At 53.7% G+C, this 16108-nt stretch carries 18 protein-coding genes and 2 tRNA genes; 8 read left to right on the top strand and 12 right to left on the bottom strand.

Annotation, left to right across the window (positions count from 1 at the left end; all coding sequences use genetic code 11):
* Positions 1-186: 186 nt before the first annotated feature.
* The 9 genes from AZF00_RS14925 to AZF00_RS14885 form a co-directional block, all read right to left on the bottom strand.
* Positions 187-263 (bottom strand) — tRNA-Met (locus AZF00_RS14925).
* 73 nt (positions 264-336) lie between these two features.
* On the bottom strand, positions 337-1428 hold the full coding sequence (gene ychF / locus AZF00_RS14920; protein ID WP_062384133.1) for a redox-regulated ATPase YchF: 1092 nt from the start codon (positions 1426-1428) through the stop codon (positions 337-339).
* A 6-nt stretch (positions 1429-1434) separates the two neighbouring features.
* Positions 1435-2022: an aminoacyl-tRNA hydrolase gene (gene pth / locus AZF00_RS14915; protein ID WP_008251696.1), complete on the bottom strand. Its 588-nt coding sequence runs from the start codon at positions 2020-2022 to the stop codon at positions 1435-1437.
* A gap of 42 nt (positions 2023-2064) precedes the next feature.
* Positions 2065-2697, bottom strand: a complete 633-nt coding sequence (locus AZF00_RS14910) for a 50S ribosomal protein L25/general stress protein Ctc (RefSeq protein WP_008251690.1) — start codon at positions 2695-2697, stop codon at positions 2065-2067.
* Positions 2698-2783: 86 nt separating this feature from the next.
* Positions 2784-3716 carry a ribose-phosphate pyrophosphokinase gene (locus AZF00_RS14905; protein ID WP_040804160.1) on the bottom strand — a complete coding sequence of 311 codons (933 nt, stop codon included), beginning with the start codon at positions 3714-3716 and terminating at the stop codon, positions 2784-2786.
* Positions 3717-3885: 169 nt separating this feature from the next.
* A tRNA-Gln gene (locus AZF00_RS14900) sits at positions 3886-3960 on the bottom strand.
* A gap of 21 nt (positions 3961-3981) precedes the next feature.
* A complete protein-coding gene (ispE, locus tag AZF00_RS14895) occupies positions 3982-4827 on the bottom strand; it encodes a 4-(cytidine 5'-diphospho)-2-C-methyl-D-erythritol kinase (protein ID WP_040803950.1) in 846 nt (281 codons plus the stop codon).
* Positions 4824-5417, bottom strand: a complete 594-nt coding sequence (lolB, locus tag AZF00_RS14890; RefSeq protein ID WP_008251684.1) for a lipoprotein insertase outer membrane protein LolB — start codon at positions 5415-5417, stop codon at positions 4824-4826. The genes ispE and lolB overlap by 4 nt, the downstream gene beginning before the upstream one ends.
* The gene (locus AZF00_RS14885) at positions 5410-7125 is read right to left on the bottom strand and encodes a tetratricopeptide repeat protein (protein ID WP_008251682.1); all 1716 of its coding nucleotides are present in this window, start codon (positions 7123-7125) and stop codon (positions 5410-5412) included. The genes lolB and AZF00_RS14885 overlap by 8 nt, the downstream gene beginning before the upstream one ends.
* A 210-nt stretch (positions 7126-7335) precedes the next feature.
* Here AZF00_RS14885 and hemA point away from each other — a divergent pair, with 210 nt between their 5' ends.
* The 6 genes from hemA to rhlB all read left to right on the top strand — a co-directional run bounded on the left by hemA (position 7336) and on the right by rhlB (position 13701).
* A complete protein-coding gene (hemA, locus tag AZF00_RS14880) occupies positions 7336-8607 on the top strand; it encodes a glutamyl-tRNA reductase (RefSeq protein WP_008251680.1) in 1272 nt (423 codons plus the stop codon).
* A gap of 31 nt (positions 8608-8638) precedes the next feature.
* The gene (prfA, locus tag AZF00_RS14875; RefSeq protein ID WP_008251678.1) at positions 8639-9721 is read left to right on the top strand and encodes a peptide chain release factor 1; all 1083 of its coding nucleotides are present in this window, start codon (positions 8639-8641) and stop codon (positions 9719-9721) included.
* Positions 9721-10569, top strand: coding sequence for a peptide chain release factor N(5)-glutamine methyltransferase (gene prmC / locus AZF00_RS14870; protein WP_008251676.1), 849 nt, complete (start codon positions 9721-9723; stop codon positions 10567-10569). The genes prfA and prmC overlap by 1 nt, the downstream gene beginning before the upstream one ends.
* Positions 10562-11314 carry a HesA/MoeB/ThiF family protein gene (locus AZF00_RS14865; RefSeq protein WP_008251674.1) on the top strand — a complete coding sequence of 251 codons (753 nt, stop codon included), beginning with the start codon at positions 10562-10564 and terminating at the stop codon, positions 11312-11314. The genes prmC and AZF00_RS14865 overlap by 8 nt, the downstream gene beginning before the upstream one ends.
* A 51-nt stretch (positions 11315-11365) precedes the next feature.
* Positions 11366-12268 (top strand): HvfX family Cu-binding RiPP maturation protein, encoded by a 903-nt coding sequence (locus AZF00_RS14860; protein WP_008251673.1) that lies wholly within the window; start codon positions 11366-11368, stop codon positions 12266-12268.
* A gap of 89 nt (positions 12269-12357) precedes the next feature.
* Positions 12358-13701 carry an ATP-dependent RNA helicase RhlB gene (gene rhlB, locus AZF00_RS14855; RefSeq protein WP_008251672.1) on the top strand — a complete coding sequence of 448 codons (1344 nt, stop codon included), beginning with the start codon at positions 12358-12360 and terminating at the stop codon, positions 13699-13701.
* 15 nt (positions 13702-13716) lie between these two features.
* Here the strand turns inward: rhlB and cysZ are convergent, their stop codons facing one another.
* Positions 13717-14442: a sulfate transporter CysZ gene (cysZ, locus tag AZF00_RS14850; protein ID WP_008251671.1), complete on the bottom strand. Its 726-nt coding sequence runs from the start codon at positions 14440-14442 to the stop codon at positions 13717-13719.
* 138 nt (positions 14443-14580) lie between these two features.
* Here cysZ and AZF00_RS14845 point away from each other — a divergent pair, with 138 nt between their 5' ends.
* Positions 14581-14946, top strand: a complete 366-nt coding sequence (locus tag AZF00_RS14845; protein ID WP_143829464.1) for a hypothetical protein — start codon at positions 14581-14583, stop codon at positions 14944-14946.
* 2 nt (positions 14947-14948) lie between these two features.
* On the opposite strand, the gene AZF00_RS14840 is transcribed toward AZF00_RS14845, so the two are convergent.
* Positions 14949-15170 (bottom strand): cysteine-rich CWC family protein, encoded by a 222-nt coding sequence (locus AZF00_RS14840; protein WP_008251669.1) that lies wholly within the window; start codon positions 15168-15170, stop codon positions 14949-14951.
* 25 nt (positions 15171-15195) lie between these two features.
* On the opposite strand from AZF00_RS14840, the gene smrA reads away from it, so the two are divergent.
* A complete protein-coding gene (smrA, locus tag AZF00_RS14835) occupies positions 15196-15777 on the top strand; it encodes a DNA endonuclease SmrA (protein WP_008251668.1) in 582 nt (193 codons plus the stop codon).
* An 8-nt stretch (positions 15778-15785) separates the two neighbouring features.
* Here smrA and AZF00_RS14830 read toward each other — a convergent pair whose 3' ends face one another.
* Entirely contained in the window at positions 15786-16076 is a 291-nt protein-coding gene (locus AZF00_RS14830; protein ID WP_008251667.1) for a PA4642 family protein, read from the bottom strand.
* Positions 16077-16108 lie beyond the last annotated feature (32 nt).

Below are 16108 nucleotides of genomic sequence, written 5' to 3'. Positions count from 1 at the left end.
TCATTAGCAGGCTTGGGCCTGCTAATGCCCCTTCGGGCTGCGCCATGTATTGAAAAGCATACATGGCTTGTTCCAAATGCTTGGTCGCATTTGGTCGAACCGCGCGGCGGTTCTCATCCGCCCATTGAGTACGGAGCACTTTTCGATAGTCGAAAAAAAACCACCTATTGGTGGTTTTTAGAATAATGGTAGCAAGGGGCGGATTCGAACCGCCGACCCCAACATTATGAGTGTTGTGCTCTAACCAACTGAGCTACCTTGCCACTGTTCTCTATGCAGAGAAGGCGCGCATTTTCCAAGCTTCAGGGCGCTATGTCAAGCGCTCAATGGCGTGTGTTAGACATTGAAGCGGAAATGGACAACATCGCCGTCTTTTACGATGTAATCTTTGCCTTCTAAGCGCCATTTGCCAGCGTCTTTGCTGCCTTGCTCGCCTTTGTATTGAATGTAATCGTCATAGGCGATCACTTCGGCGCGGATAAAGCCTTTTTCAAAATCGGTGTGAATGACGCCCGCCGATTGTGGCGCGGTGGCGCCAACGGGGATTGTCCAGGCGCGAACTTCTTTTACGCCTGCCGTGAAGTAGGTTTGCAGGCCGAGTAGTTGGTAGCCTGCGCGAATGACGCGGTCTAGGCCGGGCTCTTCCATGCCGAGATCGGTAAGGAATTCGACTTTTTCGTCGTCGTCGAGCTCAGCGATTTCAGATTCTAGTTTGTTGCAGATAGGGACAACGATGGCGCCGTCTTCTGCTGCGATGGCGCGTACTACGTCAAGGTGCGGATTGTTTTCAAAGCCGTCTTCGTTAACGTTGGCGATGTACATCGTGGGTTTGATGGTCAGTAGGTGCAGTGTGCGGGTGCGCTGCATTTCGTCGGCATCAAGTTTGAGTGAGCGTACGGGTTTGCCTTCGTTGAGGTGGGCCAGAAGCTTCTCAAACAGGTTTTTAAGTACGGTGGCTTCTTTGTCGCCGCTGCGCGCAACGCGAACGACTTTTTGTAGTTGCTTGTCGATGCTCTCCATGTCCGCGAGTGCCAGCTCGGTATTGATGATGTCGATGTCGGCGGCGGGGTCGATTTTATTGGCAACGTGGATGATGTTGTCGTTGTCGAAGCAGCGCACAACATGGGCAATGGCGTCGGTTTCGCGAATATTGGCTAAAAACTTATTGCCCAGACCTTCCCCTTTGGAGGCGCCAGCGACGAGGCCGGCGATGTCGACAAATTCCATGGTGGCGGGCATTACGCGCTCGGGTTTGACGATGGCAGATAGCGCATGGAGGCGTTGATCGGGCACCATGACAATGCCGGAATTCGGCTCGATGGTGCAGAACGGGAAATTGGCCGCGTCAATGCCAGCGTTGGTCAGTGCATTGAAGAGGGTTGACTTGCCGACATTGGGCAGTCCGACGATGCCGCAGTTAAATCCCATTTGATTTTACCCTTGTTTATAGCTGTGTAGTTGATTCATGGCCTTGGCCCAGTCGCCGTTAACGGCGTCGGGGAGGCTGCGCAGGGCTTCGTCGATACAGCGGTCGATGCTGATGCGCTCGTCGGCTGGCGGTTTGCCAAGAACATAATTGGTGACTTGCGCCGCGCTGCCGGGGTGGCCAATGCCAACCCGCAGGCGGTGGAAATTGTTGTTATTGCCCAGTTGGGCAATGGTATCGCGCAGGCCGTTGTGGCCGCCATGGCCGCCGCCGGTTTTGAAGCGGGCGGTGCCGGGGGCGAGATCCAGCTCGTCGTGGGCGACGAGAATGGCCTCAGCCGGAATTCGGTAAAAATTAGCAAGTGCTGCGATAGCTTGACCGCTGCGGTTCATAAATGTGGTGGGGACTAATAGGCGCAGGTCTGCACCTTGGTATTGGATTCTGGCGGTGTCGCCAAAAAACCGAGATTCGCTGCTGAGCGTGCAATGATGCTGGCGCGCCAGTTCTGAAACGAACCAGGCGCCCGCATTGTGACGAGTATCGTGATATTGCGGGCCGGGGTTAGCCAGCCCAACGATCAGTTTTATCGTAGTCAATGGAGCGCCTGTTACTATAGGCCCCAAGGGGCCGTTAGCTTATTACTCTGCGTCGCTTGCTTCTGCTTCGTCTTCATCGTCGCTAGAAGCGCCGCGTGGAGCGTGAACAGTAGCAATGGCTTGGTCGTGATCTTCACCCAGTGCTAGGGCGGTGCTGCTAACACCGGCTGGTAGTACGAGGTCAGAGATGTGGAGTGTGGTGCCAGTTTCGATCTTGGCCATGTCCACTTCAATGAACTCGGGGAGATCCTTCGGTAAGCACTGAACTTCGATGTCGGTTGCTGCGTGGGTGATATTGCCGCCCTGCAGTTTGACGCCGACACAGATATCTTCATTTAAGAAGTGTAGTGGCACATGGAGAGTAATGGGGGTGTCGGCATTGACGCGCAGGAAATCGGCGTGTAAAACGCGCAATTTAGCTGGGTGGCGTTGCAGATCCTTCAGTACTACAGACTCTTTCTGGCCATCAACATCCAAGGTCAGGATGGAGGTGTAGAAAGCTTCGTCGTTGAGCAATCTGATCAGGTCTTTGTGAATCAGATTGAGCATTTGTGGTGCTTTTTCGCCACCGTAAACAATAGCAGGAATTTCACCTTCCAGACGACGTAGGCGGCGGCTCGCACCTTTCCCTACATCTGCGCGTACTGTTGCGCTAACTGTGTAATCGCTAGACATATGTGTCTCCTTAATAACGCGAAAACCGCCGACTTGCGACCAGTGCGGCGGTAAATGTCGAAAAACGGTGTTGCTAAACGAAGTGCTTAGCGGAACAGGGCGCTGATCGACTCTTCATTACTGACCCGTCGGATTGACTCGGCCAATAGATTTGCCAGGGTTAGCTGGCGAATTTTGCTGCATTTTCTTGCGTCTTCAGAAAGCGGAATGGTGTCGGTTACTACCAGTTCGTCTAGCTGAGAGCCATTGATATTGGCAATGGCGGCGCCGGATAATACAGGATGTGTACAGTAAGCGACAACTTTTGCTGCGCCATGCTGCTTTAAGGCTTCAGCTGCTTTGCATAGCGTTCCGGCAGTATCGACCATATCGTCGACTAATATGCAGGTTTTGCCTTCAACTTCGCCGATTATATGCATAACCTGGGCAATGCCAGCGGCGGGGCGGCGCTTGTCGATAATCGCAAGGTCGGCGTCGTCTAGCTGCTTGGCAACAGCGCGGGCGCGCACAACGCCACCGATATCTGGCGATACCACCATTTGATTTTCGTATTGCTGGCGGCTGATGTCGTCGAGTAACACGGGTGAGCCGTAAACATTGTCTACTGGTACGTCAAAAAAGCCCTGAATCTGTTCGGCGTGCAGGTCAACAGTGAGTACTCTGTTGATGCCAACGCCACTCATCATGTCGGCAACGACTTTGGCTGAGATCGGTACGCGCTGCGAGCGTACCCGGCGATCTTGGCGAGCGTAACCAAAGTAGGGGACAACGGCGGTGATGCGGCCAGCCGAAGCTCTGCGCATGGCATCGGCCATGACGATGAGTTCCATCAAGTTGTCATTGGTCGGTGCGCAGGTGGGTTGCAGCAGAAAGACATCGGCGCCACGGACATTCTCGTTCACTTCGACGAAGATCTCGCCATCACTGAACTTGCCAACCACTGCGTCGCCGAGTGGTAGGTGCAGGTGCTCGGCAATTTTACGAGCAAGTTCGGGGTTGGCATTGCCGGTGAAGACCATCATCTTGGGCACGGTCGGCGTCCTGTAGGGCTGGTGTTAATGAATTTCAGGTGGTGTGCGTTGCCAATTTATCGCAATTGACCGGCTCTCAGTGCCTGTACCTTATGATATAAATAGCTCAGGTAGCTGATTTGAAGCTACAAGCCGCTTTACGCGGCGAGTTTTAAAATGGCTGGGGTGGTAGGACTCGAACCTACGAATGCTGAGATCAAAACCCAGTGCCTTACCACTTGGCGACACCCCAATTAAACTTTTCAGGTCTGCGTTAGAGAATGCCCAATGCTTTATGCAGTGGCGAGGTGTTTACACCTCGGGCAACGAAACCGTCAATATTATTCGGTCGTTGCGCGCAAACTGCCTCGGCAGTTGCCTGATCTTGAAAGCTGGCAAACACGCATGCGCCTGTTCCGGTCAGCTTTGCGGGAGAGAATTGATTCAGCCAAATCAAAGCCTTATCAACATTCGGATACAGTTTTCGAACCAGTGGTTCGCAACTATTTCCGTTACCTCCCTCAAGAAAGGCGGCTATTTTGATCGGTGAGCTATGGCGTGTCAATTGTTCATGACAAAAAATTTCTACAGTGGACACATGACAGTCTGGTTTTAGCACCACAAACCAGCTTTCTGGGGTTTCTATGGGGCTAAGTTTTTCACCTATTCCCTCCGCCCAGGCCGTCTTGCCATGGACGAAAACGGGTACGTCGGCGCCGAGTTTTAAGCCAATATCGCCGAGTTGCGTCAAATTTAGCTTTAGATCCCACAGGGCGTTAAGGCCCACTAGCGTGCTTGCGGCATCCGAGCTGCCGCCGCCTATACCCCCGCCCATGGGAAGGCGTTTAATGAGGGAGAGGTCGGCGCCGAGGCGTTTGTGCGGGTGAAGTGCCTGTAATTGCCGCGCTGCGCGCATTATCAAGTTGTCTTCACTGGCGACGCCGTCGAGTTCGGGGTGCAGGCGGATTTGACCGTCGTCGCGGCGAGTGAGTCGCAAACTATCGCCGTAATCGAGCAATTGAAAGACGGTTTGCAGTTCGTGATAACCGTCGGCGCGGCGGCCGGTGATATTCAGAAATAAATTTATTTTTGCGGGGCAGGGCAGCTCTATTGTCATCATTTTGGCGTACACATGCCGGTTTGTTCGCCCCAATCGCGAATAATTAGGCTTAGGCGGGTGTCTGCCGAGTTGGCATCAACCCGTTCTGGCAGCGTTTGCTCGGGTTCGCTGTAGCGATAACGAATGGTCCAGCCGGCTTGTTCGAGTTCTTCAAGTTGGCCATTCGTATTTATTCGGCTGCGCAACTCAAGTTGAGGCGCGGCGCGACCTCGTACCCACAGGCGTAAAGCGTCAACCGGCAGGGGCCATTGCGCTTGTGCGGCGAGGCTTTCGATGCTCGCGGCGCGACGGGTTTCGCCGTTTTGGCTCAGGCTGGCGCCATCGCTGTCGGCAAACAGCTCAATGGCACCGCTGCCCAGTGGGCCGCTGAGGCGGATATGCATGCTGTCGGCGCTGCATTGCTGCCAGTCGATAGTGGCGCTTTCTTTTTTGTCGCCGTGCCAAAGGCCTATTTTGCCCTTTAGTTGCCACTGCTCGGCGCTACTGTCTTGGTAGCGCTCGGGGCTGGCGGCACAGCCGGTTAATATTGTGAGTGCGGCAATGACGGCGAGCTTAGTATGGGTAAGCGGTGTTTTCGGTAATCTAATCATTGAGTAGCTTCAGTCTGCGCAGGGTGTCAAAAATAATCGGGCTGTTTGGGGTGTCTTTAAGGCCTGCCTTCCACACGGTTTTCGCGCGTTGCTCATCGCCGCTGTTCCAGAGGGCTTCGCCATAGTGAGCGGCAATTTCGTGGTCCTGACTTTTGCTGTAGGCTTTTTCTAGCACTTTTACTGCGCCGTCAATATTGCCTTTGAGAAACAGTATCCAGCCGTAGCTGTCGATAATGGCGGCGTCTTCGGGTTCGATGAGGAGGGCGCGCTTAACGAGGGTTTCGGCCTCATCAAGCCGGGAGCTGAGGGTGGCTAGGCTGTAGCCGAGGGCATTAAGCGCCGTCGCATTCTCTGGGTCGCGAGCAATAATGTGCCTGAGGTCGGTTTCGACGCCATCGAGGTTGCCGAGTTTCTCGCTAAACAGTGAGCGGGCGTAGCGCAGCTGCTCGTCATCTGGCGTGTTTACTAGGGCGCTGCTCAGTAGATCGTAGCCGCGCTGATACTGGGTCTCTTTGCGCAGTATTTCCGCTTCCAGTAAGTAAATCAGGCTGCTGTGTTCAGGCATGCGCAAGCGCAGGTTTTGTAAGCGCTCTAGGGTTTTTTCGGCGCCGTCGATGCTTAATGAGATGCTGGCCAGACGCTGGCTGGCAGGGCTGAACTCGGGGTTGGTAACGGCTTGTTCATAGTGGGCGATGGCTTCGGGCCAGTTGCGGTCTTCTTCGGCGAGACGGCCGAGTACGTAGTGGGCGCGACTGCTATGGGCGGGGGTGTCGCTAAGGGATTCAAGCTGTTGGGCGGCCTCGTCGGTATTGCTGAGTTCGCGATTGATCAGCATGAGCTCTAGCAGTAGATCACTGTCGTCGGGGTTTTGCCTAACTAACAGTTCGTATTGGGCTTTGGCTTGGAATAAGTCGGATTTTACCAAGCGTCGGGCGAGGTCGTGGCGCAGGCGCTTGTGGTTGGGGTTTTGGTCTACCGCGTAACGTAGGCGGGTGAGCGCTTCATCGTCTTGCCCTAATTGGGCTAGGGTGCGTGTTTCAATAAGCAGGGCGTGGGGATTGTCTGGCTCGTCGATGAGGACTTGTTGAATAAGTGCCAGGGCTGCGGTCTCTTGCTGCTGATACTGGAGCATTAATGCTTTGGCAATCTTGAGGGAGTTTTCCCCTGGGTAGCGGTCTAGCTGGGCATTTAGTTGTTGCAAAAAGGTGTTTTGTTCCGCTTCGGAGCGAGAGAGAACGGTGGCGGCCAAGGCCGCGAAATTACTCTCGCCTCCTAATTCCATGACCTTGGTCATGTGTGGGAATGCGTCCAGGGGGCGTTGGCTGCGCGACAGTGACGAGGCCAGTATATAGTGGGCCTCGGCGCTTTCTGGCTCAAATTGTAACCACTGTTGCGCGTATTTTTGGGCCACTTGATCGCGGTTTAGGTACTGCGCGAGACGGGCTGTGGTGCTGATGACACCGCGATCGCTAGTTTTATCGGCTTGGTAGCTGTAGTTGTCCAGTGCGGTGTCTAGGTCGTGGTAGCGCAGGGCGACTTCGGCAACGAGGAGATCGAAAAACGTGTCCTCGGGGAAGGGGCGCAGGGGTTTTTCGCTGACCGTTGGGCGGGCCTCTTCCGCAGGGCTTGTCTCAGGCTCAGATACTAAGCTGGCGCAGCCGCTCAGTAGCGTTAATGTGAATAACAGGCTTGGTAAGACAGAACGCATAAATAGTGATCACCGAGGTTTTGATGGCCAATGTTAGCATGGCTCTTGCTTATGGGTTAGGGCTATAAGCTAGGACATTTGATGGCAAGTTTAATTCGCCGATCAACAATGTTTGGCTCAAGGTGGGAATAAAATCCACATTTGGCCTCCATCTTGCTAAAATTCAGCCTTGCTCCCGCGTTAAACGGAAAGTCAGGCGTCCCATATTTCATGAATCTGCTCGTAATCGGCATTAACCACAACTCGGCCCCGGTCGCGGTGCGCGAGCGCGTGGCGTTTGTGCCTGAGCAAATGCCACTCGCGCTGCGTGATGCGCTTACGTGTATTGGCGTATCTGAGTTGGCAATTCTCTCGACCTGTAACCGCACTGAATTATATGGCGTGCTCAATGACGCTGCCGATGCCACAGTTCATAGTATGGTGGATTGGTTGGCGGCCTATCACCGTATTGATCGCGCCGAGTTAGCCGCCTGTATCTACGATTGCCGTGGCCAAGATGCCCTAAAGCATATGATGGAAGTGGCCGCGGGCCTCGACTCCATGGTGCTTGGCGAACCTCAAATTTTAGGCCAAATGAAGACTGCCTACGCCCAAGCGGTTGAGGCTGGCACCGCCAATGGCGCCTTGCATCGCACCTTTGCCCAAGTGTTTTCGGTCGCCAAGCGGGTGCGCACCGATACCGGTATTGGTGAAAACCCAGTGTCGGTGGCATATGCGGCTGTTAACCTAACCCAGCATGTATTCTCCTCGCTGAGTAGTTGTACTGCGCTATTGATTGGCGCGGGTGAAACCATCGAACTGGTCGCCCGCCATCTTCAGGACAAGGGCGTAAAGCGTATTATTATTGCCAATCGAACCTTAGACCGGGCGCGGCTTTTAGCCGAGCAGTTTAATGGCGAGGCAGTGATGCTGTCGGACATGCCGAAATATTTGGTTGATGCCGATATTGTGGTGGCGTCGACGGCCAGTCAATTGCCCATTCTCGGTAAGGGGGCGGTGGAAGTTGCACTGAAAAAACGTAAACATCGGCCCATGGTGATGGTCGATATCGCCGTACCGAGGGATATCGAGCCGCAGGTTGCGGAGCTGGCCGATGTCTATTTATACACGGTAGATGATTTGCGTGAAATCGTTGAAGAGAATAAGCGCGCTAGACAAAGTGAGGCCCATAAGGCTGGCGATATAATCGCAAAGGCCTTGCTAGAATGGCAGACGCAACTGCGCGCTTTAGATGCTGTTGATACGGTGCGAGATTATCGCGCCAAGGCGGAAGAGTATCGCGATGCCGAGCTAGAGCGCGCTTTGCGGCAATTGGCCAAGGGTGACGACGCCGAGCAAGTGCTAGAGCAACTGGCTCGGGGCTTGACCAATAAATTAATACACAGCCCAACAACCCAAATAAAAGCGGCGGGCGCCAAAGGTCGAACAGACCTCGTCCACTGGGCGCGGGAGTTATTTCAGCTTAAAGACAGCGACTCCTAAGCCACTCCACACCTTAATTAAGTGAGCAAATATGAAGGCCTCCCTTGTCAGCAAACTCGACAATTTACTTGATCGCTACGAAGAGATCGGCGCCCTGCTGAGCGACCCAGAAATTATTGGCAATCAAGATCGCTTTCGCGGTCTGTCACAGGAATACGCAGAAATAGAGTCGGTGGTGCAAAGCTATGGCCACTACCGTCAAGTTGCTGAAGATTTGGCTGAAGCCACCGCTATGTTGAGCGAAGACGATGCCGATATGCGGGAAATGGCCGAAGAGGAGGTTAAAGCAGCAAAAGCCAAGCTAGAAACCTTGGAAGTAGAGCTGCAAACCTTGCTGCTGCCCAAGGACCCGAATGACTCCCATAACGTGTTTTTGGAAATTCGCGCCGGTACCGGTGGCGACGAAGCGGCTATTTTTGCCGGGGACCTGTTCCGTATGTACTCCCGTTACGCCGAGCGCAAGGGCTGGCGTGTTGAGGTGTTGAGCGAGCGCCAAGGTGAGCACGGCGGCTACAAAGAGATTATTAGTCGGGTGGCGGGCCAAGAGGTGTACGGTCATCTCAAGTTTGAGTCCGGTGCCCACCGCGTGCAGCGTGTGCCAGAAACCGAATCCCAGGGCCGGATTCATACCTCGGCTTGTACGGTGGCAGTGATGGCCGAGCCGGAAGAGGCCGACGAAATATTAATTAATAAGGGTGATCTGCGTATCGACACCTTTCGCTCGAGCGGCGCCGGTGGTCAGCACGTAAACACCACGGATTCGGCGGTGCGTATTGTTCACATCCCAACCGGTATTGTGGTGGAGTGCCAAGACGAGCGCTCCCAGCACAAAAACAAGGCGAGGGCGATGTCCTTGTTAACCGCAAAAGTGAACGATGCCGCGAGTAGCAAAAACTTGGCGGAGCAGGCGACCGAGCGCCGTAATTTGGTGGGCAGTGGCGACCGCTCTGAGCGTATTCGCACCTATAATTTTCCTCAGGGCCGAGTAACCGATCACCGTATTAATCTTACGCTGTATAAATTAGATGAATTCGTACAGGGCGACGTTGATCATATTATTTCGCCGCTGCGTCAAGAATACCAAGCCGATCTCTTGGCGGCACTGGCGGAATAATGTCGAGCCTCAGCATTGCTGACGCCCTCGCGTATCGCGGACAATTAGCGGCGCTTAGTGACAGCGCCGACCTCGATACCGCACTCCTGCTTTGCCACTGCCTAAACAAGCCCCGCAGTTATTTATACAGCTGGCCGGAGCGGGAGTTGACGGCGACGGAGCAGGCGCAATTTCAAGCGCTTTTTGCACGGCGTCTGGCTGGCGAACCAATCGCTCATATTTTGGGGTATCGTGACTTTTGGTCGCTGCCGCTGGCAGTGTCTCCCGCCAGCTTGATTCCCCGTCCGGATACCGAGTGCTTAGTTGAGCGTGCGCTTGAGGTAATAATTAATCAGGACAAACTGCAGATTCTTGATTTAGGCACTGGCACCGGTGCAATTGCCTTGGCGCTGGCCTCGGAGCGTGCCGATGCCGAGGTTTTGGGCTTAGATTATATTGCGGAAGCAGTGGCCTTGGCGGAAGCAAATCGTGTTGCGCTCGGCCTGAGTAATGTGCGCTTTCTGCAGTCCGACTGGTTTGCTGCCCTCAGTGCCGCGCAATATCAATTGATTGTTAGTAACCCGCCGTATATCGACCCCGATGATCCGCATTTGCTTGAAGGGGACGTGCGCTTTGAGCCGCGTTCAGCCCTAGTTGCTGCTGATAAGGGCATGGCGGATCTCAAACATATTATTAGCCTAGCGCCGGGCTATTTGGCCGAGGGTGGGGTGCTGTTGTTGGAACACGGTTTTCAACAGGCTGCAGCGGTCCGCGAAGTGTTGAGCGAGCGCGGTTTCAGTAGTATTGAATCCCGTCGCGACTACGGCGGCAATGAACGAATTAGCTGGGGGGTGTGGCGTAATGAATGACGAGCAATTGCTGCGTTATAGCCGTCATATTTTATTGCCGGGTTTGGATGTCGATGGCCAAGAGGCCCTACTGGCTAGCCGTGTGCTTATCGTTGGCATGGGCGGCTTGGGTTGCCCGGTAGCCCTGTACTTGGCGGCATCGGGGGTGGGCGAGTTGCATTTGGCCGATGATGACACCGTTGATTTAAGCAATTTGCAACGCCAGATCGCCCATGGCAGCAGTGATATTGGCCGCCGAAAGGTCGATTCAGTGGCCGACAGCATTAAAGCGATAAACAGCGATACGAGCTTGTTGAAGTACCCGGTGCGACTAAGTGATGACGCGTTGCTAAAGGCCGTGGTCGAGGTCGATCTCGTGGTGGACGCTAGCGATAACTTCACTACCCGCTTTGCCTTAAACCAAGCCTGTTATAGCGCACGTAAGCCCTTGGTCTCCGGCGCGGCCATTCGTGGTGAAGGGCAGTTGAGTGTGTTTGATTTTCGCCGCGACAACTCTCCCTGCTATCGCTGCCTCTACCACGAGGCGGATGACGCAGCGCTCAATTGTTCCGAGAGTGGCGTGCTTGCGCCTGTCGTTGGCATTATTGGTAGCATGCAGGCGCTGGAGGCGCTCAAGTGTTTATCGGGTTTGGGGGAGACTTTGGTGGGGCGCTTATTATTGATTGACGGCATTAATATGGAACTGCGGCAATTAAATCTCCGCCCAGACCCGGCCTGCCCAGTGTGCAGTTTGGCGCGCACCTAGTTATACTTTTAATCAGTACCATCTAAATAATTATAAAAAAGAGGGACGATTATGGCTTTGCTCTTTAGGGCGTATTACGGCGTACACGATTTCTTTTTTGGCATATTGGGGAAGTTGGACGGCTTGGCGCCGCTGCTTATTCGCTTGTATTTGGCGCCGGTCATGATCGCTGCAGGCTTATATAAATTTCGCCATCTCGATGCAACCGCTCAGTGGCTGGGAACCGGCCTTGGTTTGCCTGAACCGGAGCTGCTCGCGCAATTGCTTACCTATACCGAGTTGTTGGGTGGCTTTTTATTGCTGTTTGGGTTGGCTGTGCGTTGGATAAGCATCCCTTTAATGGTGGTAATGTTGGTGGCGGCGATTACCGTGCATTGGGATAACGGCTGGTTTGCTATTGCGCCGTCTAATCCCGCGACAAGTACCGCTAAGCCTTTGGCTGATTTAGGGCTGCCCGCGGCGCGCGCCAGTTTGGAAAACAGCCAGGCGGTTGGCGATAGGCTTGACCGAGCGGCAGATATTCTTAGCGAGCACGGTAACTACGGCTGGCTAACGGAAAAAGGCGATATTGCGGTACTCAATAACGGTATTGAATTTGCCGCGACGTATTTTATTATGCTGCTTAGTTTACTGTTTAGTGGCGGTGGGCGGTGGTTTAGCGCGGACTATTATTTGGATAGGCAGGCGCGGGCACGCATTGTGGCGAGCAATGAAGCAAAGGCTGCAGCAGCGCGGCTGGCAGAAGAGCCGGCAGTGGTAATAACGTCTGCATCCGCGCCTGTTTCTGAGCCGGTGCTCAGCGCTGAGTCGTCTGAGGCGCCGGTGTCGATGTCGCAGCAGCCTGCCACGGCGGCGCCATCAACGCCGCCGCCTGCTGAGCAAGCTATAGCATCATCGCCGCCCTCGGAGCAGCAAAAAGTAGACACGCCTGATCCCCAAACGCCGAAAAAGTAAAAAATGACAGGCGGCAATGGCATTTGGGCGTGTTGCCAGAGAATGGTGCTAGAATGGCTGATTATTGCGCAATTTAAGAAGAGTGAATTTTGTTAAAAAAGTTATTTGGCTCAGGTAAAGTATCGTCAACGCCAGAACAGGCTACTGTTGCAGACAGTCAGGGCGCGGCGGCTGTTTCCGCAAGCAAGCGCTCGCCACGAGGTCGCAGCGGAGCCGAAAAGCAAAAGCCAGCCGAGCCGGAGTGGACGCTAGATCAATTCTCGGTGCCGACCGAGGAGGGCAAAACGCGTTTCCATGACTTGGGCCTCGATCTACGTTTAATGCACGGCATTGCCGATACCGGCTTTAAGTACTGCTCCCCCATTCAGGCTGTGTCTTTGCCCCACACCCTGCGCGGCAATGATGTGATTGGTAAAGCCCAAACGGGCACCGGCAAAACCGCTGCGTTTTTGATTACTATTTTTAATGATCTGCTGAATAACCCCATAGAAGAAGAGCGTTTTGCCGGTGAGCCGCGCGCCTTGGTTATTGCCCCAACTCGTGAATTAGTGGTGCAAATTGGTGAAGACGCGCGAGCTCTCGGTAAGTACTGCGGTTTAAACGTAGTGACCCTGATTGGCGGTATGGATTACCAGAAACAGCAGGATAAATTAAAGGGTATGGTCGATATTGTGGTGGCAACGCCCGGTCGCCTGCTCGACTTTGAAGGCCGTAAAGATCTGTATCTGGACCAAATTGAAATTTTGGTGATAGACGAAGCCGACCGTATGTTAGACATGGGCTTTATTCCCCAGGTTAAACGGATAGTGCGGGCCACGCCCAGTACCAATCATCGCCAAACCTTATTGTTCAGCGCCACCTTTACCGACGATATTATGCGGCTCACTGAACAGTGGACCAAAGAGCCGGTTAAAATTGAAATTGAACCCGAGAGCGTGGCGACGGACACGGTTGACCAAAAAGTGTATTTGGTTGAGTCCCAAGATAAATATCGCTTACTCCTGAATATCGTGCGGGAAGAGCACGCAACCAGCGTGATTATCTTTGTGAATCGCCGAGATGAAACCCGCCGTTTATTTGAGAAAATGCAAAAGGCAGGCATTCGCTGCGGGATCCTGTCTGGCGAAATTCCCCAAAACAAACGCTCGCGGACCTTACAGCAATTTAAAGACGGTGAAATTGACTGTTTGGTGGCCACCGACGTCGCGGGCCGAGGCATTCACGTCAACGGCGTTAGCCACGTAATTAACTATGTATTGCCCGAGGATGCCGAGGATTACGTGCATCGCATCGGCCGCACGGGTCGGGCTGGCGCAACGGGCACCTCAATTAGCTTCGCCTGTGAAGACGATGCTTTCTTGCTGCCCAATATTGAAGAAGCCTTGGGTATGAAGCTGCCGTGTGTTCGGCCCCCCGAGCACTTGCTTAGGTAGGCCGCTTCTCGATGGCTATTTTTTAAAACGCTCCACCCACATCAAGGTGCCGCCACACACGGCGGCGGGCATAATAAATAAATTTAAAATGGGCACCATGGTGCCCAACATCACTAAGGCGCCAAAGCTAAAGCTGGTGCCGCGCTGGCTGCCGACACGTTTCCTTGCCTCTTTAAAACTCAGCTTGTGATTGTCCATTGGGTAGTCGCAATACTCGATGGCCATCATCCACGCGTTAAGCGCGAACCACAGTAAGGGCGCCAAGGGCGAAATCACAAAACTCGCTATTAAGGTTAGTATGGCAAAACCGAGGTAATAGAGCAGTTTTTGACATTCGCGGCCGATACTTTTGGGGAAGCTGGCGATTGCCATGGCTATGGTCTCGCGGCCTGCCACTTCCTCGCCGGTGAGCATTTCCTCAACTTTTTCGGCCAATAAGCCATTAAATGGCGCGGAGATGATATTGGCCATGGTACTGAAGATATACATCACGATGGCCAGTACTAAAATCACCGCCAGCGGCCACAGTATCCAGCGCAGAAAATCCAGCCAGCTCGGCAGCCATTCAATAACCTGGTTAATCCAGCCGTTCATGGCGTCGAGGGTGAGGGTGGTGAAGGTGCCAAAGATAATAATGTTAATGAGCAACGGAATTGCAACAAACAGGCGAATGCCCGGCTGGCGTATGATTTTAAAACCCCGGAGTAAATAGTCTGGGCCGCTGAGTGGGCTGGCTGTCATAGTGAATTACCGCTGTCGTAATAGAATTAGAAAGTCGATGTGGTCTGGTTGATCTCGGATTTTCAGCTTATCCTTGTTTGGCACTTTTAAAAAGTGCAGTGGCAGTTTGAATGTTTATTTGCCGGGGAGCTAAGTTAAATGAAAAGGAATTTAATGGTTTTACTCTTTGCCTTGGTGGCTCTGCCGTCGCTGGCACAAGCCGCTGCTTTAGGGGAGGCCTACCATTCGATGTGCGAAAAGCTGAAGTCGTGTGCACTGGCAGATGTTGCTGAAAGCGATTTATCGCCGGAAATGCGCGCCATGATTTTACAGAGCATGGAGGGGGCCTGTGTCAGCATACAGCAGCAGTTCGCGAATGTGGCTAAGGCCCATCCGCTCTATGCGCCAGCGAGTGCTTGCATGGCGTCAATGGCGGCTTTAAGTTGCGAAGAAATTGCAAGCCGGGACGATCAATCGACCCCAGAGTGCGCCCGTTATGAGAAAATGGCGGCAACAGCGCCTTAGCGTTAGCTAATGCTGGGACGGCCGCAGGCTGCGCAGATACAAAGCTGAGGTCCAGCCATGCTCGCCGCCTGTTGTTTGGCGGCTGTGTCGAGGGTGGCGGTCATGCACCAGCAGTTGCTGGAGTCGCTGCCCGCCGCAACAGCGCATTGATTGTTTTGGTCGCAGAGCGGACATAGTGCAGCGGCGCTTGGCGGACCGGTTCGCGAGGTTTGGCTGCTGAGCATAAATTTACCTTATACGGAGGTGAGCATGGACGAAGAAGAGCAATTGTTCGCCCAAGAGATGAGTGGTGTCAAACGCCTTGAGCTAGATGCGCGGGTTGCCCTGAAAAAACAGGGTGTCGACAATATTAATATTGCCGCTCGGCGCGAGGCAGCCACGGCGCGCAGCGAGCGCCGAAATTTTTTATCGACCGGGGATATTGAATTACTCGACCCCTACCATATTTTGGAGTTTAAGCGCGAGGGCGTCCAGCACGGTGTATTTCGCCGTTTAAAACAGGGTAAATACCGGATCGAAGCGAGTTTAGACCTGCACAAAATGACGGTAGAACAGGCGCGCTTACAGGTTTTTGAATTTATCCGCGAGGCCATGAAACTGGATTTACGGGCAGTGATCATTGTCCACGGTCGCGGCCACAATAGCAGTTCCAAGGGCGCGGTATTAAAGTCTTATGTGAATCGCTGGCTGCCGGAGATGGAAGAAATACAGGCTTATTGCAGTGCCCAGCCCCAGCATGGCGGTGCGGGTGCGGTGTATATTATGCTGCGGAAAAGCGAGACTAAAAAGCAGGAAAACCGCGACCGCTTTAGTCGCAGTCGCAGTAGTTGAGGGTATGCTTAAACTGCGCCCTTGGCCTCTAAGGCGGCAACGTGCTCGCCGGAGTTGCGGTGTTCTTTGGCGTAGCTGAGTACGGTGCGACCAGCTTTGTCGGTGGCATTGAGATTGCGATTGGTCTCTAGAAACATGCCAATAAACAATTCGAAATCTTCGGCGCGCATGCTTTGGTAGGCTTTGAGCAGGGCGTGAAAATCCGCGTCGGTGCCAGCTTTGGGCTCAGAGGCCAAAAACTCTCTAACGCGGTCTTCGGTCCATACTTCGTCTAGAACCTTTTCTTTGTCTTTTTTCATCGTATTTACATTACCTTGTGGCTTGTGGGGGC

The organism is Zhongshania aliphaticivorans (assembly GCF_001586255.1).
GTDB lineage: Bacteria > Pseudomonadota > Gammaproteobacteria > Pseudomonadales > Spongiibacteraceae > Spongiibacter > Spongiibacter aliphaticivorans.
The sequence above is the reverse complement of the archived record's forward strand: the minus strand, read 5'-3'. Positions and strand labels throughout refer to the sequence as shown.

Bases quoted from the DNA above. Each gene is read 5' to 3' on its own strand.
- ychF (WP_062384133.1), bottom strand. From the start codon at position 1,428: ATGGGATTTAACTGCGGCATCGTCGGACTGCCCAATGTCGGCAAGTCA.
- AZF00_RS14910 (WP_008251690.1), bottom strand. From the start codon at position 2,697: ATGTCTAGCGATTACACAGTTAGCGCAACAGTACGCGCAGATGTAGGG.
- AZF00_RS14905 (WP_040804160.1), bottom strand. From the start codon at position 3,716: ATGGTCTTCACCGGCAATGCCAACCCCGAACTTGCTCGTAAAATTGCC.
- ispE (WP_040803950.1), bottom strand. From the start codon at position 4,827: ATGATGACAATAGAGCTGCCCTGCCCCGCAAAAATAAATTTATTTCTG.
- lolB (WP_008251684.1), bottom strand. From the start codon at position 5,417: ATGATTAGATTACCGAAAACACCGCTTACCCATACTAAGCTCGCCGTC.
- AZF00_RS14885 (WP_008251682.1), bottom strand. From the start codon at position 7,125: ATGCGTTCTGTCTTACCAAGCCTGTTATTCACATTAACGCTACTGAGC.
- hemA (WP_008251680.1), top strand. From the start codon at position 7,336: ATGAATCTGCTCGTAATCGGCATTAACCACAACTCGGCCCCGGTCGCG.
- prfA (WP_008251678.1), top strand. From the start codon at position 8,639: ATGAAGGCCTCCCTTGTCAGCAAACTCGACAATTTACTTGATCGCTAC.
- prmC (WP_008251676.1), top strand. From the start codon at position 9,721: ATGTCGAGCCTCAGCATTGCTGACGCCCTCGCGTATCGCGGACAATTA.
- AZF00_RS14865 (WP_008251674.1), top strand. From the start codon at position 10,562: ATGAATGACGAGCAATTGCTGCGTTATAGCCGTCATATTTTATTGCCG.
- AZF00_RS14860 (WP_008251673.1), top strand. From the start codon at position 11,366: ATGGCTTTGCTCTTTAGGGCGTATTACGGCGTACACGATTTCTTTTTT.
- cysZ (WP_008251671.1), bottom strand. From the start codon at position 14,442: ATGACAGCCAGCCCACTCAGCGGCCCAGACTATTTACTCCGGGGTTTT.
- AZF00_RS14845 (WP_143829464.1), top strand. From the start codon at position 14,581: ATGAAAAGGAATTTAATGGTTTTACTCTTTGCCTTGGTGGCTCTGCCG.
- AZF00_RS14840 (WP_008251669.1), bottom strand. From the start codon at position 15,170: ATGCTCAGCAGCCAAACCTCGCGAACCGGTCCGCCAAGCGCCGCTGCA.
- smrA (WP_008251668.1), top strand. From the start codon at position 15,196: ATGGACGAAGAAGAGCAATTGTTCGCCCAAGAGATGAGTGGTGTCAAA.
- AZF00_RS14830 (WP_008251667.1), bottom strand. From the start codon at position 16,076: ATGAAAAAAGACAAAGAAAAGGTTCTAGACGAAGTATGGACCGAAGAC.